A 21,397-nucleotide genomic window follows, 5' to 3' on the forward strand; every position below is an offset into this window, starting at 1 on the left:
TTGCAAACTCAATTTTAAAGAAGGATATGTCGTGAAAAGAACATACCAACCTCATAGTACACCTAGAAAAAGAACTCATGGTTTTAGACATAGAATGGCTACTAAAAATGGTCGTAATATAATAAATCGCCGTCGTGCAAAAGGTCGTAAAAAATTGTCAGTATAGGCGGTTTTTATACCCTAAAGCAGCATAAAGAATTTCAGCACATATATAAAAAAGGCAAAAGCATTCACTCTGCGAATCTTGTTCTTTTTTATCTCCCAAAAGCAAATCTTAAGAATGTTGGATTTACCGCTACTAAGAAAATTGGAAATGCGGTAAAAAGAAATAGAGCAAAGAGAAGACTTAGGTCTCTTTTTTGCCAGTACTCCGAGTCACTCAAAGATGCCACCTATATATTTGTAGCAAAGCAAGCCATCAATGAAGCATCACATAAACAACTACAAAATGACTTTAAAAAGGTTCTCCAAAAGTCAAATAGCATTTTAGAAAAGAACAGATGATAAGAAAAATTTTACTTAAGATCCTATGGGTTTATCAGAAATTTTTTACCCTTATTGGCTTTGGAAGTTGTAGATACTACCCATCTTGTAGCGAATATGCAAGAATTCATTTTGAAAATAATTCTATTTCAAGTGCTTTTTACCACACTTTGATTAGAATACTGCGTTGTAATCAACTCTTTATTGGTGGCATAGAGTATCCTTTACTTGATAAACTTACTCTAAAGCCCAAGATGCTTGATGTTGGTTCTATAAAATATTGGCTGGTTCCAGATAAAAAAAACCGCTTTTATATAATAAAAAATTTTTCTTTTAAAGGGTGAATGTGTTAGATAAAATGACACCAAATCAAAGACTAATGCTAGCAGTAGCAGCGTCTATAATCTTTTTCGTAGCTTATACAGCAATTTTTCCACCAGCGGAGCCACAAACACAAGTGGTAAAAACACAGCAAGATGTTAAAGTAAAACATCAAGATACTACTCAAGCTTCTCAAGATGTAATAGAGCCTACAACTGGACACTCTATAACTAAAGAAGTTAGAGAAGTAGCAGGTCGTTCAAACACTATTTCAACAGTTACTCACAAAGATTTTATCTTAAAAATTGACACGCTAGGTCGCATTAGTTCAAAAGAGCTTCTACAGGCAAAGTTTAACAATAAAGAAGGCGGACATGCCCAGCTCATCCCAGAGACAGGAATGAAACCACTCTATATAAGATTTTTAGATGAGGTGATAGACAATGAATCTAAAACAGTTGCATATAGTGCATCAGTAGAAAACATTGCACTTGATGGTAGTCCTCAAAAAGTTACTCTAACTCAAAAACTATCATCACTTACAGTGACAAAAGAGCTAACTTTTTATGCTGATGGACACTACGATGCAAAAGTTTCACTCTCACAAGATAAGAGATACTTTATATATCTAGGTCAAAGACCACAAGTAACTGAGCAGATGATGACAGTCTCAGGTGCTATGGTTTATACAGATGATGAGATAGCTACAATTGTAGAAGATGGAGATGCTGAGGGTAGAAAAACCTTTACTGGAGTTGAGCTAATCTCTGCATTTGACCAATACTCCGCAACCATAATGTACGACTTTGCAAAAGACACAGTTATAACTCTTGAGAGAGATAGAGAGGACAATCCTGTAGTCTACTTTGATGCGCTACAAAACATGAGTTTTAGTGGATATATAGGTCAAAAAGAGTACAAAGTATTAAAAAATATCAAGCCAGTTCTAACAAATGCCATAGAGTATGGTTGGTTTACCTTTGCATCTAAGCCTCTTTTTCAGCTTCTTTCATGGCTCCATGGAATCTTTGGTAACTGGGGATGGTCTATTATAGCTCTTACTTTAATTATCAGAACTATTTTATATCCCTTGACATACAAAGGTATGGTCTCTATGCAAAAGATCAAAGAGATTTCACCTAAGATAAAAGAGCTTCAAGCAAAACATAAAGGTGACCCACAACGTATGAATGCTGCAGTTATGGATATGTATAAAAAACATAATGCAAATCCACTTGGTGGTTGTCTGCCTATGATACTGCAAATTCCAGTGTTTTTCGCAATCTATCGTGTACTTTTAAATGCGGTTGAGCTTCAAGGTGCACCATGGATTATGTGGGTTAGTGACCTTTCACTAAAAGACCCATACTATATCTTACCTATTTTAATGGGTGCATCTATGTATTATCAACAAAGACTTACACCAAACAACTTTACAGACCCTTTGCAAGAGAAAGTCTTTAAGTATTTGCCAGTTATATTTACTCTGTTTTTCTTAACTTTTCCATCAGGTTTAGTTCTTTACTGGTTTGTAAACAATCTCTTCTCAATAGCTCAACAGTTCATAGTAAATCAACAGTTTCAAAATGCTAAAGAGGCAGAGATTGCTGCGAGTGACCACGCACAAAAGATAGAACATAAAGAAGCGCAAGACTCAAAAAAATCTACTGGAAGAAAAGATGATTAAGATAGAGTCAAGAACTCTAGAAGAAGCGTATAAAGATGCTGCTTCTTCGTTGGAGTGTTCTGTTACACAGCTTAAGATAGAAGTTGTTCAGTATCCTTCTAGAGGCTTTTTAGGACTTTTTAAAAAGAGCGCTATTATAGTTGCTATAAAAGAGGGTGAGAAGTTTGACCCAAGCCAAAAAGAGACAAATGCTAAACAAATTAAAGAGATAAAAAAAGAAAAAGCTCCTAAGTTAAAAAAACAAGAAGTAAAAGAAGAATTTAAACAAAGCAAAATAGCTAAGCCAAGCCAAACAATCATAAATAATACCATCATGCCTGAGTCATTTGTTAGTACTCAAGATGAAGAGTATGATGATGATATAGAATCATATCTTGCAAATTACGATGATGAGTATGATGAGAATAATGAGATACCATCAAGTGTAGAGATAGCAAAGAGTGTTCAAAAAGATATAAACAAACTCTTTAAATATATCTGTTTTGAAATAGACGAGATAGAGGTTAGTGTTTATGATGAAAATACCCTTCTAGTTGAGTTTAAAGGTGAAGATGCAGCACTTCTTATCGGAAAAGAGGGCTATAGATATAAGGCACTCTCATACATGATATTTAACTGGATAAACACAAAATATCAACTCCAACTTCGCCTTGAAATTGCAGAGTTTTTGAAAAATCAAGAAGAGTCCATCTCAAGATACTTAAATGGTGTAAAAGAGAGCGTAGAGAGAGATGGAAGAGCTCAAACTAAAGTGCTTGATGGCGTGTTAGTGCAGATCGCTCTAAGAGAGTTAAGAGAGATATATCCTGATAAATATGTAGCTATACGCTCCACTCGTGATGGACTCAAATATATCATTATAAATGACTATCACACTTCATAATGCAAACTGATACAATAAGTGCCATAGCTACAGCTAATGGCATAGGCTCTATCGCAATTATTCGTATAAGTGGCGATAGTGCTTTGAGTATTGCAAAAAAGTTAAGCAAAAAGCAAGATTTTTCCCCAAGATATGCAACCTTAAGCACACTCTACGATGCACAAAATACTCTTATAGATGAGTCCATTATCATATACTTTAAAGCTCCATACTCTTTTACTGCTGAGGATGTTGTAGAGATTCAGTGTCATGGTGGCTATATTGTGGCACAAAGTATACTAAAGGCTACTCTTGATGCTGGAGCTAGACTTGCCAATGCTGGAGAGTTTTCTAAAAGAGCTTTTTTTAATGGTCGTATAGATTTAAGTGAAGCAGAAGCGATAGCTGGACTTATAGAAGCTAAGAGCGAAGACGGGGCAAAGATTTTAGCTCGCCAGATGAAAGGTTCGCTCAAAGAGTATATAGAAAATATCCGAGATGAAATAATCCATATACTTGCCTACTCAGAAGTTAGTATAGACTATGCAGAAGAAGATTTGCCACAAGATTTGATAAGTCAAATCGAGAATAAACTAAGTAAACTTGAATCATCACTTGAGTCAACTCTTATAGCATCAAAGTCAAGAGAGGGCTTGATGCAAGGCTTTAAGGTAGCCATCGTTGGAAAACCAAATGTTGGTAAAAGCTCACTTCTAAACTCGCTTCTAAACTACAATAGAGCTATAGTTAGCGATATCGCAGGAACTACAAGAGATACCATAGAAGAGCAGGTAAGGGTTGGATCGCATCTTATCCGCATTGTAGATACTGCTGGCATACGAGAGTCAAGCGATGAGATAGAACGCATAGGAATAGAGAGGTCACTTGAGGCTATAGAAGATTCAGATATTGTTATAGCACTCTTTGATGGTTCAAGAGTTATGGACTCAGAAGATAAGCAGATACTCTCTTTGATAAACAAACACGCAAAAGATAAAGAGGTTCTGTTTGTTAAAAACAAGATAGATTTAGAGAGCCTCTTTGAGCTAAAAGAGAGAGAGTTTGACTTGGAGTTAAACTCAAAAGATAGTGTAGTCTCACTTATAGATGCACTAAAGAGTATTATGGATAAAAGCAATATCTCTGATGAGATTATGCTTATCTCTCAAAGACAAGTATCAGCTGTACAAAACACGCTAAGTAACATCCATGAGGCACGAGAACCTCTGCTAGATCAAGAGCTTGAGATATTCTCTTTTCATCTAAATGAGGCTATAAAGGAGGTCTCCTCAATAACGAGACCATTTGAAAATGATGAGATATTAGATAAGATGTTTGGCTCTTTTTGTTTAGGAAAATAGACTTATTTATAAAAGCGCTTTACAAATTAAAGAAGAATAAATGAAATATATTGCTATTGATTTAGGACTTAAAAGGATAGGTTTAGCATATTGTGCACATAAAGATATAGTCACTCCACTACCTGCAATTATTAGAAAAAATAGAAATCAAGCATCTTGTGAAGTTAAAAAAGCTTTAAAAGAGTGGGAAATAGACGCAGTAGTTATTGGTATCCCTCTTGGTGGAAGTAGTGAAGCTGAGATGCGAAGACGAATAGAACATTTTATGAATTTAGTAGATTTTGAAGGTGAAATTTTTTTTCAAGATGAAGCTGGAAGTTCTAAAGAAGCAGAGTATATTATCAGAGGCGAGATGAAACAGATCCGAGATGGACGCATAGACTCCATCTCAGCTATGATAATACTGCAAAGATATCTTCGCACACTTAAAGATTAAAAAACTCTGCAGCTTCTAGCTCATCACTAGTTAGTTCATCTCTTTTAAAGTCAGGGTCATTTTCTAGTAACTCCTTTATATGTTCTTGACAATATTTAAAGAGAACCTCTTTTGCCTCTGCATCATCACTTAAAAATCCAAGCCCACTAAACTGATATGGATCTTCTTGTTCTATACAATACATAATGCCTTCGCATCTCTCTTCTAAGACTTCAACTAAGGCTCTATAACTAATATTAAACTCAGTAGCATGCCAACCAATATCTTCAAGTGCGGAGCTTGAAAACTCAGCTACGCCATCAGCAGTTGTATCATCATAAGATGCGCGAGGTGTATTTAGCCCTATTAGCTCTTGCCAATTTGCAAAGGCCTTTATCAAAACTCTATCTCTATCTTCTACTAATTGATAATTTTTTCCTAAGGCATTCTCAATCTTGTGCACTTTTTCAGGTTGTCCTTGATATATTAGTATCTCTTTGTTGTTAAATGGTGCCTCTTTTATCTCTCCATAAATGTCTATAGCAAAGATTTTAGAAGAGTTTATAGCATTTAGTAGAGCACTTTTATCTACTGTGATTATCTCTTTAAATAGGTTGAATTTTTTCATCTTTAGCCCTTTGTTTGTAAATATGAGGAGTATTATAAAAGTTTTTGCTTTATTTTAGTATAATGCGAAAAAATGATTGAGCAGCAAGGCTTAATATTAAGAGAAGGAAAAATAATGGCATTAAATGTTTACTACGACAAAGATTGTAATATCGAACTAATTAAGGGCAAAAAAGTAGCAATGATTGGTTTTGGTTCTCAAGGACACGCTCACGCTGAAAACTTAAGAGATAGTGGCGTTGAAGTATGTGTAGGACTTCGTAAAGGTGGCTCTTCATGGGCAAAAGCTGAGGCTAAAGGCTTTGAAGTTCTAACTGTTGCTGAGGCTACAAAAGTATCTGATGTGATTATGATTCTTCTTCCAGATGAGAACCAATCGGAGATTTATGCTAATGAAATCGCTCCAAACTTAAAAGATGGTGCTACTATCGCTTTTGGTCACGGTTTTAACATTCACTATGGTCGTATTATTCCAGCTGCTAATATCAATGTTACTATGATAGCACCAAAAGCTCCAGGGCATACTGTAAGAAGTGAGTTTGTTCGTGGTGGTGGTATCCCAGATCTAATTGCTGTTGGACAAGATCCAAGTGGTAGAACTAAAGAGTTAGCACTTTCATATGCATCAGCTATTGGTGGTGGTAGGACTGCAATTATTGAGACTACTTTTAAAGATGAGACAGAGACAGACTTGTTTGGTGAGCAAGCTGTTCTTTGTGGCGGTACAGCGGCTTTAGTTCAAGCTGGTTTTGAGACACTAACTGAGGCTGGTTATGCTCCTGAGCTTGCATACTTTGAGTGTTTACATGAACTTAAACTAATCGTTGACTTGATGTTTGAAGGCGGAATCGCTGATATGAGATACTCAATCTCTAATACTGCTGAGTATGGGGACTATGTTTCAGGCAAACGTGTTATCAATGCCGAGAGTAAGCAAGCTATGCGTGACATATTAACAGAGATTCAAGATGGTAGATTTGCAAAAGACTTTATTCTTGAAGGTCAAGCTGGTTATCCTCGCATGAATGCTGAGCGTAACAATGACAAAGAGATGTTGATTACTAAAACTGGTAATAAGCTTCGTGAAATGATGCCGTGGATATCTGCAAATAAGATAGTAAACCAAGACAAAAACTAAAATAACGACGCAACTTCTGCGTCGTTACACTCTTCACGCGCAGCAGTGCGCTTCATCGCTAGAATCCTTGAAGTTACATCACTCTTTTAGTTTTTCAATAAATTTATATTTTTACAATTTTTGGTAAGTAACTTTTAAACCTTATCTACGAGGTTAAAACCTCGTTTTTAAAATGTGTAAGACTTTAAAATTGTCAGTGCTTTTGATGGTGGTGCTTTTAGGAACGCTAACTAATGGTCTTTTTCATTATAAGTTTATAAGTTTTGCCCTTGTGAGTTAAATATTACCAAAATAGAGCTCTATGTGAGCACGAAATATATAATTGGCACTATAATTATATTGTTGGTCAAATTCTACGAGTGGTTGTAGTTCATAAAAGAGGTATTTTTTAAATAATTGTTGTCTCCAAACAATACCAGTACTATAATTGTAGATACCCTTTGTCGGGGTTACATTGTACTTTATATTGGCAGGTTGAGTTGTTTGAATCTTTGTTTGCCCTTGAGCTAAGGCGTATACTTGAAAGCCTATGGAGTGCTTTAGAGTGCTTATATAAGATAATTGAGCGGAGTAATTCATACCTTTGAGATATGTTTTTGTGTATCTTTTTAATGATAAGCGCATTAAGTCCACTCTATTTTCTAGTCTATGGTCAAAATAAAATTGTGTCTCTTCTTTAAACTCATCTTCAAGAGAGTATTCTATATATTGTACAGGTCTAAATAGTAAATGTTCAAAAGCTATTGGGTACTGAAAACGTAATTTTATAAAAGGGTTGGAAATACCTCGAAATCCACCAAATAGACTTGCATCGAGTATATCTAGATTGTCAAGTACATATTTTATACCTATACTTGTAGGTTTATCTTCATCAACTTTATTTATAGTTCTTGTTTCCTCATCTGTCTCATCACCTACAAAAAAGTATAGTGCTTTTTCTGTTTTAGGGAGCCTTAAGCTTACTCGAATATTGTTAAAATATTCAAACCCTTCCTCAGCATTTAGTTCTGCACCCAATCTTAAACGAATATAACTTTTATTTGTAGTGCTTAAATAGGTTTCATCTTTAAAAAAATTATCATAAAGATTTACAATCCCGTAAAGCGAAGATGCTTCTTTAGTAGAAGCGTTGGCATCATCTTCTATATTATTTGTTAAACTATGATCTAGCCTATTTGAAAAAATCAATACTTTTTTTGAGATACTGCTTTGAATATAATCTAAAGATAAAAGTTTTTCATATAAAGGGGACTCTTCATTTACAGTAGCTTTTAAAGCCTCTGCTTTTGTGCTAGAGTTATTCTCTTTTGACTCAGCGAATAAATTTGTTAAAAAAATTAGAACAAATATAAAAAGTCTGGCCATTTTAAACTCCAATCTAAAAATAGTAACCCTTTATTTTACAATAACTTCTGGACCCTTATTAGTGTTGAGAGTAAAATAGCACTCTTATCTATATGAGAGCTCTTCATCTTTAACTCACTATCAAGTAGTAAACTATGTAGTTTATAGTAAGTATTTGGTTTTATTTTTAAACTTAGTGCTGCTTTTTCATCGACTACAAAACCAGGAGCTGGATACCCAAGTATTTCAAGAGCATTTGCTCTACCATTTACTCTAATATATATGTTAAACATATAGAGTTGCGTTATATATGAGCAGATAGTAGTTAGGACTCTTATCTCATCTTCACCATGCTCTAAGATATTTTGTAGGTCCTCTTTGAACTCTTTTTTTAAGAGGATTTTTTTGATAAAATCATCCAAACTTATCTCGCCAAGTCCCCAAACAAGCTTGTCTATATCTTTAGTAGTTATCTCTTTGTCATAAACACTAAACTTATCCATCTCATTTGTAGCTAAAGCTATATCTGAGTTGTGGATATTTAGTAGATGAGCTATGGAGTACTTGTCTATATTTACATCTTTTTCTTTTGCGATTTGTAGTAGTATTTGCAGTGCTTCATTGTGATTTGGATTGAAAAATCTTACACACATTGTACTTTTGTTTTTATAAGCGTTGCTATAAGTTTTATGGTCACTCCCAAAGTAAGCATAAACAAAGATATTGTCTTTGTTTTTTTCACAAAGCTCTACTAACTCATCTAGCTCTTTTTTTGGGACTTTTTTCTCACTTTTGATAAATAAAACATTTACATCACTAAAGAGTGAAGCTTGCGATAGATGTGCCCTTGCAAGCTTTGCATCATACTCATCATGATAAAGGGACAAAGTTGAAGCGTCGGGTATATTTGTGAGTTTTTTTGCATAGTTCTCTATAAGAAAATGGCTCTCCCCAAAGAGAATAAAACTGTTTGATATAGAGTTGTTTTGAAGATGCTTATCAAACTCAGCTCTGTACATCGCTACTCTCTACAACATGGGCATAAATTTTAGCCTTTGCAATATCTGCTTTATCTATACAAACCACAACATCTTGAAATAAGACTGCGTTATTTGCAGCAGTTATCAAAAGTCTAGCCCCACTAATCTCATCTATGATTTCAGCTCTGTACTCTGGCTTTGTTGCTGTGATTCTAGCTTTAAAGTTTTTCTCAATATTTTCATTTGCCCATCTTGCAAACTTTCTTTGAGCAAACTCAGCTTCGATACTACTAGCTTCTCTCTCTTTTTCACTGATGGTCATTGTGAGTACTTCTATGTTTCTTAACACATAAGAGCCTTCTTGTGTATCGTTATTGTTGATGGCTTTTAGGAGTCTATGAACTATAAGGTCTGAGTAGCGTCTGATGGGCGAGGTAAAGTGTGTATAAGCCTCAAATCCAAGCCCAAAGTGCCCTGAGTTTAGCGGTGCGTACTTCGCTTGCATCTGAGAGCGGATGATAAGCGTATCTACTTCTGAAACAAGATCCATCTCTTTGGCTTGTTTTTGTATGTCTGTGATGGTCTCTTTGATGGAGTTTTTGATGTCTATTGACATACCGATACCAGCTAGTTCTTGGTATAAGATTTGGAGTTTTGTTTGGCTTGGCTCTTCGTGAATTCTAAAGATACCACGAGAGTATTTTGCAGCAGCCTCTTTGTTAGCTAGAAGCATACAGTCTTCTATGAGGGCATGTGATGGAGTCTCCTCGGCATAAGAGGTTGAGACTATGTTTGACTCATCATCAAGCTCTAACTCAAGCTCATTAGAGTGAAAGTCATAACCAACTTTTAGTCTCTTTTTCTTTAAAGCATCTGTTATAAGTCGAAGTTTTTTTAGCCAGTCAAATATCTCTTTTTCAGCACCATCTTTTGCAGCTACTTTGCCCTCAAAAAGTGCATCTATCTCTTCATAATCAAATCTTCTTTTAGAGTGTATGATGGCTTCATAAACCTTAGAGTGCTTAACTTCAAGCGAGTCTAAATCTAGCTTCATCTCAAATACATATGAGAGCCTATCTTTGTTTGGTTGAAGAGAACATAGAGTCTCACTTAACTCTCGTGGAAGCATAGGGATGGAGCGATGTGGAAGGTAGATGCTAAAACTTCTGTATATGGCTTCGTTGTCAATAGCTCCAAAGGGTTTTACATACTCACTAACATCAGCTATGGCTACATAAAGAGTTGAATTTTTATCATCCCAGTAGATGGCATCATCAAAATCTTTTGCAGTTACAGGGTCTATGGTACAAAAAGATAAGCTTCGTAAATCAACTCTATTTGGGTAGTGAGAGGCATCAACTTCTTCAAATGAACCTGCTATTTTTAAAACTTCTTCATCAAACTCATCATGCTTGTTATACTGTGCTAAAACTATTTTTTCATCTATTTTTGGATCTTGTAGATTTCCAAGTCTCTCCATAAGGATATTTTCTTGATTACTCACTTTAAAAACATCATCAATCTCATATTTATCTAACTCTTCTTGAGAGAGTTCAACACCCACAGGATAGTCATTTTTTAGGTTAACTAAAGATTTTTTCTTATGTTTTAAAACTATGTAAGCTACGCTATAGCTATCAGCACGACCTACAATCTCGGCTACTTTTGCACTAGGAGTGCCTCTGGCCCCTAAGAGTCTTTGAGCGATGATGAGATCTCCCTCTTTAGCATCCGCTAGGTCGGCTTCGCCAATAAAAAGGTCACGTACATTTTCACCTATAACATTTAAATAAGCAGTCGATTTTTGAACAAGACCTAGAGTTCCAGCTCGGTATTTTGAGTTAAACTTGTAGAGGTTATTTTTTTTAGTGATGTAGCCTTTAGTTAAAAAACTATTTATATGGGGGAGCTCATCTGGGCTTATGTCTTGTTCATTTAACCCTAAGGTGAGTTTGATTAGTAAAGATTTCAAAGCGGGCTTATCTAATGTTTTCTAAAGCTTGTTCATAGCTTGGCATATCAAGTCCATACCTTCCTATCAACTTTTTTGCGGCTTCTACACTTGCATCTGTTACCATCCCATCTACTGGGACGGTTGTTCTAACAACATGTAAGATTTGTGCAGGTCTTTTGTCTTGATCTTCTGCTTTATCTGGATCTTGACAAAATGCTATAGTATTTACAAGTCCTTCTTCAAATCTCCAGTGCTTAAATATAGTAGAACTTACCTCTGGCGTATCAACTCCTGCGATTTTTCTCTCAGCAGCTTCAACATTTTTAAGTTCATCTAAAGCCTCTCTAAATGCCTCAATGGTTCCATCTGCTATGATTTGTTGAGATATTAGCACCTTACCAATTTCTACAAGAAAAGCAGCTGGAGAGAGAACTCCAAGAAGCTTGTTCTCTTTTCTTAAGCACCAGGCAGTGGTTAACCCATGTTGCTTTTTTGAGAGTGCTGAAAACATATCGTTGCTGATATTATATGGAGACAGATCAAGTGCAAAACTTTTTTTAACTATGCTTGCAAGGGCAAAACCTCTAACTGTTCCCATTCCAAAAAGCCCTACAGCCTGAGAAATGGCATTTATCTCTCTTGAGAAACCATAGAGTGGCGAATTTGCAGCTTTTAAGATGTCAGCGGTAAGAAGAGGGTCTTTTTCTAGGATTTTTACCATATCGTTAAAGCTACTATCTGGATCTTGATAGACAGCTTCTATCTGTAGTGCAGACTCTGGGAGTGGGGGTAATTGTTTGATTTTTTTTAGTATCTCATCAGTCATAAGTGCTCTCTTTGATTGAAATTAAGTTATTGGTACAATTATAACTTAATATTTACAATATAGTGATACTATTTTTGTATTACATCAAAAAGGACTGATATGCAAAGAGATGCTATGCTTACTCAACTAGGTTATGCACCAAACAATGCTCTTTTGAGCCAACTTGAGAAGATTGAAAATAACACTATTGGATATGACAAAATTCAGAAGCACATTATGGATCTCCATGATCACTTAAAAGTTGATGGTTCTTATGTAGCACTATCAAATTCAAATGACTATTTTAAGATAAAAGTTGAAGCTCCAAGCTCAGAGTCAGCACTTGAAGCACACGAAAAAATCAAGCACTTTAGCGATAAGTTTAAAGTTAAGATAAATAAGCTTAATAATAAAGAAACCTACTATATTCTAGGTTATGAGGGCTAAGTGGTAGTGAAGAAAGTAGGCTCTTTAAAATATGCTTAAAGAACCGATGACAATGGAGGGTTATGACCTTTTAGTAGAAGAGTTTAAGTTTTTACTAGAAGTAGAAAAACCTAAAACAGCTGAAGAAAAGCTAGTAGCAGCCGCACAGGGTGATAGAAGTGAAAATGCTGACTATCACGCTGCAAAAGAGAAACTTCGTTTTATAGATAAAAGACTTTTTTATTTAAACTCCATGATTGAAAAATCGCAAATAATAGACCCATCTTCTTATAGCCATGATAAAGTAAGTTTTGGAAGCACAGTAACAATATTAAATATAGAGAGTGGCGAAGAAGAGAGATATACACTCTGTGGAGTTTTAGAGAGCGAACCAGAAAATGGGCTGATATCTATCCACTCTCCAATAGCAAAAGCTTTGATAGGAAAAGAGATAGATGATGACTTTAAAATCAATCTTCCAAAAGGTAAAAAAGAGTATGAAATTTTAGAAATCGAGTATAAAAACATCTTCTCTTTAAAGAAAAATATTCGAACAAAAACAGACTTCACCTTTCATTAAAACTCTTATTAGAACAAATTGGATATAATCCCCCATTAAAAATCAATTTTTAGGAATCTAAAGTGATCCAACAACTACCAGATATAGAGACACAGCTTATAAATCATAAACTTTCTCAAGATGATTATACACATATAAAAGAGATTTTAAAAAGAGAGCCAAATTTAGTTGAGCTTGGAATCTTTTCCGCTATGTGGAGTGAACACTGCTCTTACAAATCTTCAAAAGTACACTTAAAAGGATTTCCTACAGAAGCTCCGTGGGTTATTCAAGGTCCGGGTGAAAATGCTGGAGTTATTGATATAGGTGGCGGATATGCTGCTGTATTTAAGATGGAATCACACAATCATCCAAGCTTTATAGAGCCATATCAGGGTGCTGCTACTGGTGTTGGTGGAATTATGAGAGATATCTTTACTATGGGGGCTCGCCCTGTTGCATCTCTAAATGCATTAAGGTTTGGCAACATCTTAAATGATGATAAGACTTCGGCTCATCAAAGATACTTAGTTCGTGGTGTAACAGCTGGCATCGGTGGTTATGGAAACTGTATGGGAGTGCCTACTATTGGTGGAGAAGTTAGCTTTGATGAGTGTTATAATGGCAATATCTTAGTAAACGCTTTTAACTTAGGTATTGCAAAAACTGATGAGATTTTTTACGGTCGTGCTGATGGTGTTGGCAATCCTGTAATCTATGTAGGTGCAAAAACTGGAAGAGATGGACTAGGTGGAGCTGTTATGAGTAGTGACAGCTTTACAGAAGAGTCAAAATCTCTTCGTCCAACTGTTCAAGTGGGAGATCCTTTTACTGAAAAGCTTCTACTAGAAGCTTGTATGGAACTCTTTAAAACTGACCACGTTGTGGGTATCCAAGATATGGGAGCTGCTGGACTTACTTCTTCATCTTTTGAGATGGCAGGGCGGAGCGGTGCTGGTATGATAATGCACCTTGACCGTGTTCCAGCGCGTGAAGAGGGGATGACTCCTTATGATTTTATGCTTAGTGAGTCTCAAGAGCGTATGCTTCTTTGTGCAAAAAAAGGTAGTGAGCAGGCTATTATAGATATATTTGAAAAGTGGGACTTAGATGCAGCGGTTATCGGTGAAGTAACTGATACTGGCAATATGGAACTTTTTTGGCACAAAGATAAAGTAGCTGAGGTTCCAGTTGATCCTGTAAGCGAAGAAGCACCAGAGTTAAATCGTCCTATGAGTCGCCCAACTTATCTAGACGCACTAAAGAGCGTTACAATAGATGACTTTGAGACAGTTTCAAATCAAGAAGCCTTTGAGAAGCTTACTAAGTCTATGGAAGTTGTAGATAAATCATGGATATATACTCAGTATGACTCTATGGTACAAACTAACACTATCAAAAATGGCGGTATGCTTGATGCCTCAGTTATCCGAGTAAAAGAGAATGGCAAGGCTCTTGCTATGAGTGCTGATTGTAATGTTCGTTACTGCTATATAGACCCAAAAGCGGGAGCCGCAGCTGCAACTATAGAAGCAGGGCGAAATGTTGCAATGAGTGGAGCTAGACCTTTGGCTATCACTGATTGTCTAAATTTTGGTAATCCAGAAAATCCAGAGGTTATGTGGCAGTTTGCACAAGCATGTTTAGGTATAAAAGAGGCGTGTCTTGCACTTAGTACTCCTGTTATTGGTGGAAATGTTTCACTCTATAATGAGACAAATGGAGTATCTGTTTTTCCCACTCCATCAATTGCAACAGTTGGTGTAAATGATGATCAAAACAATGTCTTGATGTCTAGTTTTAGGGGCAAGGGCAACGCTCTGTACTTAGTTGGAGAGTCAAAAAGCGAATTTGGTGGTTCACTCTATATGAAAGAACTTTTTAACAAAGTTGCTGGTGAGATGCCAGAGATTGATTATAAAAGAGAGTTGGCACTTTGGGATCTAGTCATAGAAGGAAATAAAAAGCATCTACTAGAGTGTGCTAAAGATGCAAGTAGTGGTGGTGTTGCTATCGCACTTGCAAAAATGGCAGCTACATCAGGCTTAGGATGTGATGTAGAGATGAGTGTAGGTGATGTAAGAGATATCTTCGCTGAGTCTATGAGTAGAGCTATTATCGAAGTTAAGCCTGAAAATTGCGAAGCTTTTGAAGCTATGCTTGATGAGTCACTAGCTTGCGAGAAAATCGGAGTCGTTGGCGGAGATAGTGTTAGAATAAATGATGTTTTAATGAGTCTAGAAGAGTTGCAAGACAACTACTTTAATACTTTTAAGAGAGTTATTGAGAGAGATTTATAAGATTTCTATTCATATTTTTTGTTAGCAAAAAATACCAAAAACTCTTACAACGGCTTCGAATCGGACGTTTGTCCGATTCTCATCTTTTATCTCTATTTAAAACTCCTCCATCTTAAAAACCTCATAAGCCACTTCCTCATACGGATGACTCTCTTTTAAAACTTTTATAGCCTCTTTTATAAGCTCATCACTGCAAATCATCTCAACCTTATACTCTTGAACCTTTTCTAATTTGTTTACTTTACCGATATATGGATTTGCGTCTTTTATGGGTTTGAATTGTCCAGCTCCTAAGGTCTCAAAGCTACAAGATTCATACTTTTCATATCTTCCAACACCTATGCTAAATAGTGCCTCTTTAACACTCTCTTTGTCTTCTAAAGGAACAAAAAAGTTTAGCTTATACATCTAAAATCTCTCTAAATAGCTTAAAAGCTCAGGATCTAGCTCTTTTTTCTTTGAAGTAACTTCCTCTATAGTCTTAAACTCAAATCCACTTTTTGTATAGCAAATCACACTCATTTGATTTCCATCAAGTAGTCCATCTATGGCTTTGTTTACAAGCTTGTAAGCCATAAGTCTATCATAAGTACTAGGATTACCACCTCTTTGAATATGACCTAAGATGCTTACTCTTGACTCCATTCCTATAACTGATTCAAACCATTCGGATATCTCAGATGAGTCTTGTTTTATGCCTTCTGAAACTATTGCTATAAAGTATCTTCTACCATTTTTAATCTGCTTTTTAAACTCTTGTTCATACTTTTTTAAATCATAATCAACCTCTGGTATAAGACACAACTCAGATCCAGATGTTAGATGTGAGATAAGCGCTAAATAGCCACAATCTCTTCCCATAGTCTCTATAACAAAGGCTCTTCTAAATGATGAAGCAGTGTCCCTTATGGCATCTATGGAGACTTTTATAATGTTAAGGGCAGTGTCAACTCCTAAAGAGTAGTCGGTTCCGTTTATATCATTGTCAATAGTCGCAGGAATCCCACAAAATCTCACACCACTCTCTTTATAAAAAATATCAAGAGCCTTAAATGAACCATCACCGCCCATAGCTACAAGCATGTCAATGCCTCTAGCATCTAGGTTTTGTTTTGCGATATCTCTATATTTTTTCTCACGAAATCTCTGGCTTCTTGCACTTCCTATCTTTGTGCCACCACGGTTTATGATGCCAGAGACATCAGAGTAGCTTGCTTCTTTCATATCATCATCTATTAATCCTTCATATCCATTGTATACAAAGTATGGGGTTAAACCTTTTTGGATGGAGTACTCTACAAAGTGTTTTAGTGCGGGATTCATTCCAGATACATCACCACCAGAGCAAAGAATTGCAATATTTTTCATATAAGAACCTCTATAAATATTTTTCATCATCAGTGTTATGAAAGAGTATTTAAACTATTCTTTAAGAGAGTTGAACCAAGAGTTAGAATATTAAGCTTATAGTTTCATAATAATCTTTTAGCTAAAATTGCGATAAGTGTATTACTAGAAAATAAAAGGATAGTTTTTTGGCAAAAAGAGCATTAGTAAGTGTTAGTGATAAGAGTGGCGTTGTAGAGTTTTGTACATCTTTAGTAAAAAATGGTTATGAGATAATCTCAACAGGAGGAACTTACAAGATACTTCTTGAAAATGGTGTAAAAGCTATTGAAATAGATGAGGTTACAAAGTTCCCTGAATGTTTTGAAGGACGTGTAAAAACTTTAAATCCATTCGTTCATGGTGGAATTTTATATCGCCGTGATAAAGATTCGCATATCAGCCAAGCAAAAGAGTTAGGCGTAGAGTCTATAGACTTAGTTTGTGTAAATCTCTATCCATTTAAAGAGACTATCGAGAAAACTGATGACTTTGATGATATCATAGAAAACATTGACATTGGCGGACCTGCAATGGTAAGAAGTGCTGCAAAAAACTTTGATAGTGTCATAATAGTAACAGATGTAGCTGACTATGATGAGGTTATAGAGGCAATAGAAAATGAGAAAAATACAAAAGAGTTTCGCCGCTCTTACATGATAAAAGCCTACGAGCACACTGCCGCTTATGATTCAATGATAGCAAATTATATGAATGAACGATTTAATGGCGGTTTTGGAAAAAAACAGTTTATAGTTGGAAGCAAAGTTATGGATACTCGTTATGGCGAAAATCCTCACCAAAAAGGTGCATTATATGAGTTTGACAAACACTATAGTGATAATTTTAAAACTCTAAAAGGAGAGGCTAGTTTTAACAACTTAAATGATTTAAGTGGAGCTATAAAGATAGCATCTGCTTTTGGAGATGAAAATGCAGTTTGTATTACAAAGCATGGAAATCCTTGTGGATTTGCTATAAAAGACACGCTACTTGAAGCTTATGAAGAGGCACTAAAGTGTGATCCTGTTTCTGCTTTTGGTGGAGTTGTGGCAGTTAATGGTGTTGTAACACGTGAGCTAGCACTAAAGATGAATGAGATTTTCTTAGAAGTTATCATAGCTGGTCGTATTACAGAGGAGGCTCAAGAGGTCTTTGCATCTAAAAAACGTATCAAACTTTTTGAGCAAGGGAGTGATAAGTTAATTTTAGCAGATGATAAGAAAGACTTCAAGCATGTTGATGGTGGCTTTGTATATCAAGATGCAGACAAAGTTGATGACAATGAAGTAAGAGATGCAAAGCTTGTTAGTAAAAAGGCAGCAAGTTTAGACGAGCTAAAAGATATGGAGATAGCATATAAAGTAGCATCTCTTACAAAATCAAACTGTGTAGTTTATGTTAAAAACTCTGCAATGGTAGCAGTTGGAATGGGTATGACAAGTCGTGTAGATGCAAGTCAGTGTGCACTTAAAAAAGCCAAAGAGATGGGACTAGATGTAACTGGTGCAGCTCTTGCATCTGAGGCATTTTTTCCATTTCGTGACTCTATTGATGCAGCGGCAGCGGCTGGAGTTAAAAGCGTAATAGAGCCAGGTGGAAGTATCCGTGATGATGAGATTATCGAGGCTGCTAATGAGTTTGGGATGAGTCTTTATTTTTCAGAAGTAAGACATTTTTTACATTAAGGTTTCTCTCTTACTTTTTTAAAAAAGTAAGCAATAACTTTTGTCACGAGTTGGATTTCTTAACGCTTTTTTTCAGTCGCTAAGTCTAAAAATGCAAAACTCGCTTTGCTCATACAGTTGCATTTTCTTAACGACTCCACTTGGTCAAAAAAGCTAAAATCCAAAGTGACAAAAAGAGTTTCTAGCTCTCAAGATTTTATAAATAATAAAACCCCGAACTTGTTCAGAACTTTTAGGCTTAAAAGACACACTAGCCCCAAATAAGTTCGCGGTTCCGTGGTTGATAGACCTTGATTGACATCCACTCAACTCTTGTGATATAATATCACTTAGTTAATCTAACAATTATAATACAAAACATAGGAAAAAACAAATGGCTAAATCGTTATATAAGACTCTTGAAGTATCAGAAAATGCTAGTGAGAGTGAGATTAAAAAAGCGTATAGAAAGCTTGCACGTCAATATCATCCTGATGTAAACAAAGATAAGGGTGCTGAAGATAAGTTTAAAGAGATAAATGCCGCTTATGAAATATTAAGTGACAAAGAGAAAAAACAACAGTATGATATGCATGGCGACAATATGTTTGGCGGTCAAAATTTTCATGACTTTTCTCGTTCTCAAGCAGGTGGTGGTGCTGATTTGGATGAGATACTTCGTCAGATGTTTGCAGGAGGGGGTGGTTTTGGAGGCTTTAGTAGCTCTAACCCTTTTGAGAGCGGTGGCTTTAGACAACAACAGCAGCAGCCAAACCTCGATATAGAAGCAAATGTAACTATTCCTTTTAGTGTCTCTATACTTGGCGGTTCACACTCTGTTTCAGTAAATGGAGAGAGATTTGATATCAAGATTCCAGCTGGTGTTAAGAGTGGTGAGAAGATGCGTGTTAAAGGTAAAGGACACGCTCAAGGTGGAAGAGCTGGAGACCTATTTTTAAAAATAAGTGTAGCCGCAAATCCAGACTATATAAGAGAAGATGATGACTTGATAAAGAGCTTTGATGTTCCTCTTTACGCTGCACTTTTTGGGGATAAAATCTCTATAAAAACTTTAGAAAAAGAGATAAAGCTTAAAGTTCCAAGTAACACTAAAAATGGTCAGAGGTTTCGTGTAAAAGAGATGGGTGCAATGAACAGAAAAACTAAAATTCGTGGCGATCTCTACTTAGAGGCAAACATAGTTCTACCCAAGGTTGAAGATATAGATAAAGATTTGGTAAAAGCCATGAAAGAAAAACTTCCAAAAGAATAAACAAAACGGACAAGTTCGTTTTAGCAATCAAGTACAACTCTCGAAAAAGAAGTTTTTCGTAGCTTCAGGGGGTTGCAAGGGACAAACTTGTCCCTGCCACTGAAACGGACAAGTTCGTTTTAGTGATCAAATTAAATAAAAGGAGACATCATGATACATCAGTACGATGAACCAGTTTATCTAATAAGTATTGTTGCTAAGATTTTAGATATACATCCGCAAACTCTAAGACAGTATGAGAGAGAAAATCTTATATCGCCTTCTCGCTCAAATGGTCGTATCAGACTATATTCTCAAAGAGATATAGATAAGATAAAGCTCATACTTAGACTAACTCGAGAGCTTGGCGTAAACTTAGCAGGCGTGGATATTATACTAAGGCTTAAAGAGAATGTGGATGAGATGGAGTCAGAGATATTGGACTTAAGACATAAAGTCTCTCGTGCACAAAACTCTCACTCAGTATCCCCAGATAAGGCACTAGTAACTAAAAAAAGTATTTATGAGATGATTATATTTGAGTAGTTTTTACTCTTTTAATCTCTTTACATTTGCCCCAACGGCTTCTAACTTTTTCTCTAGTGCATCATAACCACGGTCTAAGTGATAGATTCTATGTACGTTTGTTATGCCATCTGCAACAAGTCCAGCCAAAACAAGTGCGCTTGAAGCTCTCAAATCAGTTGCCATAACATCAGTTCCACTTAGTTTTGTACCGCCATTTATAGTTGCCACATTACCATTTAAAGAGATATTTGCTCCCATTCTTTGAAGTTCGCTCACATGCATAAATCTATTTTCAAATAGTTTTTCTTCTATAATGGATGTTCCTTTTGCTTGTGTTGCTAGGGCCAAAAACTGTGCTTGCATATCTGTTGGAAATGCGGGATACTCTTGTGTGACTATCTTTATGGATTTGATGACTTTAGATGGATGAATTGTGATGGTATCCTCAGTGATACTAAAAGTTGAACCCATATCTTCTAGTTTTGATAATACTGAGCCTAGGTGGTGAGCATTTACATGTGTAAGAGTTAATTCAGAACGAGTGATAGCTCCAGCACAAAGATAAGTTCCAGCTTCTATGCGATCTGGAATAACTGAAAATTCTTTTATATCAACTAACTCTCCATTAGTACCATGAATCTTTAAAACAGCAGTTCCGATGCCCTCTATTTTGGCACCACTTGCATTTAAAATCTCACAAAGTTGGACAACCTCAGGTTCTCTAGCAGCATTTATAATAGTTGTCTCTCCAGATGCAAGAGCTGCTGCCATAACAATGTTTGCAGTTCCTGTTACTGTTATCTTATCAAAGATAATCTCGCAACCTCTAAGTCCATTGGGTGCAGTCGCTTGGATATAACCAGCTTCTATATTTATCTTTGCACCCATCTGCTCTAGTGCTTTTAAGTGCAAGTCAACTGGTCTTTGACCGATGGCACAACCACCTGGAAGTGATACTTCACAATGTCCAAACCTAGCTAGAATCGGACCTAAAACAAGGATAGAGGCTCTCATAGTTCTTACTATGTCGTAAGTTGCTTTAGTTTGAGTCAGACTTGAGGTATCGACTATAACTCTATCGTCACAAAATTCACAAGTTGCACCAAGATTTGATAGTAGTTTTAAGAGTGTGTTTATATCTGCAACATGTGGCAAGTTTTTTATATGTACACTATTTTTTGCAACAATTGTCATCGCTATTAGGGGAAGAGAAGCGTTTTTAGCACCTGAAATTTTGATGTTTCCACTTAGAGATTCAACTCTTTTTATTTGTAAATAGTCCATTTATATCTTTTATATTTT

At 35.9% G+C, this 21,397-nt stretch carries 22 protein-coding genes; 14 read left to right on the plus strand and 8 right to left on the minus strand.

Annotated features, from left to right (window positions below; genetic code table 11):
- Positions 1 to 31: 31 nt before the first annotated feature.
- From rpmH to ruvX, 7 genes are read left to right on the plus strand one after another with little or no spacing between them, the layout of a single operon-like run.
- A complete protein-coding gene (rpmH, locus tag M947_RS15755; RefSeq protein WP_021287024.1) occupies positions 32 to 166 on the plus strand; it encodes a 50S ribosomal protein L34 in 135 nt (44 codons plus the stop codon).
- Complete coding sequence (gene rnpA / locus M947_RS23345) at positions 163 to 504, plus strand: ribonuclease P protein component (RefSeq protein ID WP_071779280.1); 342 nt, start codon at positions 163 to 165, stop codon at positions 502 to 504. The genes rpmH and rnpA overlap by 4 nt, the downstream gene beginning before the upstream one ends.
- Positions 501 to 827 carry a membrane protein insertion efficiency factor YidD gene (gene yidD, locus M947_RS15760; protein WP_021287026.1) on the plus strand — a complete coding sequence of 109 codons (327 nt, stop codon included), beginning with the start codon at positions 501 to 503 and terminating at the stop codon, positions 825 to 827. Before rnpA ends, yidD begins: the two co-directional genes overlap by 4 nt.
- 35 nt (positions 828 to 862) lie before the next feature.
- On the plus strand, positions 863 to 2,491 hold the full coding sequence (gene yidC, locus M947_RS15765) for a membrane protein insertase YidC (protein WP_040765925.1): 1,629 nt from the start codon (positions 863 to 865) through the stop codon (positions 2,489 to 2,491).
- Positions 2,484 to 3,374: a Jag N-terminal domain-containing protein gene (locus M947_RS15770; RefSeq protein WP_021287028.1), complete on the plus strand. Its 891-nt coding sequence runs from the start codon at positions 2,484 to 2,486 to the stop codon at positions 3,372 to 3,374. The genes yidC and M947_RS15770 overlap by 8 nt, the downstream gene beginning before the upstream one ends.
- Positions 3,371 to 4,714, plus strand: coding sequence for a tRNA uridine-5-carboxymethylaminomethyl(34) synthesis GTPase MnmE (mnmE, locus tag M947_RS15775; protein WP_174349082.1), 1,344 nt, complete (start codon positions 3,371 to 3,373; stop codon positions 4,712 to 4,714). The genes M947_RS15770 and mnmE overlap by 4 nt, the downstream gene beginning before the upstream one ends.
- Positions 4,715 to 4,754: 40 nt before the next feature.
- Entirely contained in the window at positions 4,755 to 5,150 is a 396-nt protein-coding gene (gene ruvX / locus M947_RS15780) for a Holliday junction resolvase RuvX (RefSeq protein ID WP_021287030.1), read from the plus strand.
- Here the strand turns inward: ruvX and M947_RS15785 are convergent.
- The gene (locus tag M947_RS15785) at positions 5,140 to 5,757 is read right to left on the minus strand and encodes a hypothetical protein (RefSeq protein WP_021287031.1); all 618 of its coding nucleotides are present in this window, start codon (positions 5,755 to 5,757) and stop codon (positions 5,140 to 5,142) included. The genes ruvX and M947_RS15785 overlap by 11 nt on opposite strands.
- A 114-nt stretch (positions 5,758 to 5,871) precedes the next feature.
- Between M947_RS15785 and ilvC the strand changes: the two genes are divergently transcribed.
- A complete protein-coding gene (gene ilvC / locus M947_RS15790) occupies positions 5,872 to 6,894 on the plus strand; it encodes a ketol-acid reductoisomerase (RefSeq protein ID WP_021287032.1) in 1,023 nt (340 codons plus the stop codon).
- A gap of 276 nt (positions 6,895 to 7,170) precedes the next feature.
- Here ilvC and M947_RS15795 read toward each other — a convergent pair whose 3' ends face one another.
- The 4 genes from M947_RS15795 to M947_RS15810 are packed head-to-tail and all read right to left on the minus strand — an operon-like array spanning position 7,171 to position 11,998.
- Positions 7,171 to 8,259 (minus strand): hypothetical protein, encoded by a 1,089-nt coding sequence (locus M947_RS15795; protein WP_021287033.1) that lies wholly within the window; start codon positions 8,257 to 8,259, stop codon positions 7,171 to 7,173.
- 35 nt (positions 8,260 to 8,294) lie between these two features.
- Complete coding sequence (gene holA / locus M947_RS15800; RefSeq protein WP_021287034.1) at positions 8,295 to 9,257, minus strand: DNA polymerase III subunit delta; 963 nt, start codon at positions 9,255 to 9,257, stop codon at positions 8,295 to 8,297.
- Positions 9,244 to 11,190 carry an RNB domain-containing ribonuclease gene (locus tag M947_RS15805; protein ID WP_021287035.1) on the minus strand — a complete coding sequence of 649 codons (1,947 nt, stop codon included), beginning with the start codon at positions 11,188 to 11,190 and terminating at the stop codon, positions 9,244 to 9,246. Before M947_RS15805 ends, holA begins: the two co-directional genes overlap by 14 nt.
- A gap of 7 nt (positions 11,191 to 11,197) precedes the next feature.
- Positions 11,198 to 11,998 (minus strand): HDOD domain-containing protein, encoded by an 801-nt coding sequence (locus tag M947_RS15810; RefSeq protein WP_021287036.1) that lies wholly within the window; start codon positions 11,996 to 11,998, stop codon positions 11,198 to 11,200.
- A gap of 99 nt (positions 11,999 to 12,097) precedes the next feature.
- Here M947_RS15810 and M947_RS15815 point away from each other — a divergent pair, with 99 nt between their 5' ends.
- The 3 genes from M947_RS15815 (at position 12,098) to purL (ending at position 15,262) form a co-directional block, all read left to right on the plus strand.
- A complete protein-coding gene (locus M947_RS15815; protein WP_021287037.1) occupies positions 12,098 to 12,424 on the plus strand; it encodes a hypothetical protein in 327 nt (108 codons plus the stop codon).
- Between the two features lie 31 nt (positions 12,425 to 12,455).
- On the plus strand, positions 12,456 to 12,983 hold the full coding sequence (gene greA, locus M947_RS15820) for a transcription elongation factor GreA (RefSeq protein ID WP_040765900.1): 528 nt from the start codon (positions 12,456 to 12,458) through the stop codon (positions 12,981 to 12,983).
- A gap of 62 nt (positions 12,984 to 13,045) precedes the next feature.
- Entirely contained in the window at positions 13,046 to 15,262 is a 2,217-nt protein-coding gene (gene purL, locus M947_RS15825; protein WP_021287039.1) for a phosphoribosylformylglycinamidine synthase subunit PurL, read from the plus strand.
- 96 nt (positions 15,263 to 15,358) lie between these two features.
- Here the strand turns inward: purL and M947_RS15830 are convergent, their stop codons facing one another.
- Positions 15,359 to 15,670: a YqfO family protein gene (locus tag M947_RS15830; protein WP_021287040.1), complete on the minus strand. Its 312-nt coding sequence runs from the start codon at positions 15,668 to 15,670 to the stop codon at positions 15,359 to 15,361.
- Entirely contained in the window at positions 15,671 to 16,630 is a 960-nt protein-coding gene (locus M947_RS15835) for a 6-phosphofructokinase (RefSeq protein ID WP_021287041.1), read from the minus strand. It lies immediately after the preceding gene.
- 167 nt (positions 16,631 to 16,797) lie between these two features.
- Here M947_RS15835 and purH point away from each other — a divergent pair, with 167 nt between their 5' ends.
- From purH to M947_RS15850, 3 genes are all read left to right on the plus strand, one after another.
- Positions 16,798 to 18,336, plus strand: coding sequence for a bifunctional phosphoribosylaminoimidazolecarboxamide formyltransferase/IMP cyclohydrolase (purH, locus tag M947_RS15840; RefSeq protein ID WP_021287042.1), 1,539 nt, complete (start codon positions 16,798 to 16,800; stop codon positions 18,334 to 18,336).
- A gap of 373 nt (positions 18,337 to 18,709) precedes the next feature.
- Complete coding sequence (locus M947_RS15845; protein WP_021287043.1) at positions 18,710 to 19,588, plus strand: DnaJ family protein; 879 nt, start codon at positions 18,710 to 18,712, stop codon at positions 19,586 to 19,588.
- A 150-nt stretch (positions 19,589 to 19,738) separates the two neighbouring features.
- Positions 19,739 to 20,113 carry a heat shock protein transcriptional repressor HspR gene (locus M947_RS15850; RefSeq protein ID WP_021287044.1) on the plus strand — a complete coding sequence of 125 codons (375 nt, stop codon included), beginning with the start codon at positions 19,739 to 19,741 and terminating at the stop codon, positions 20,111 to 20,113.
- 3 nt (positions 20,114 to 20,116) lie between these two features.
- On the opposite strand, the gene murA is transcribed toward M947_RS15850, so the two are convergent.
- On the minus strand, positions 20,117 to 21,379 hold the full coding sequence (murA, locus tag M947_RS15855) for a UDP-N-acetylglucosamine 1-carboxyvinyltransferase (protein WP_021287045.1): 1,263 nt from the start codon (positions 21,377 to 21,379) through the stop codon (positions 20,117 to 20,119).
- Positions 21,380 to 21,397 lie beyond the last annotated feature (18 nt).

The organism is Sulfurimonas hongkongensis (genome assembly GCF_000445475.1).
Classification (GTDB): Bacteria; Campylobacterota; Campylobacteria; order Campylobacterales; family Sulfurimonadaceae; genus Sulfurimonas; species Sulfurimonas hongkongensis.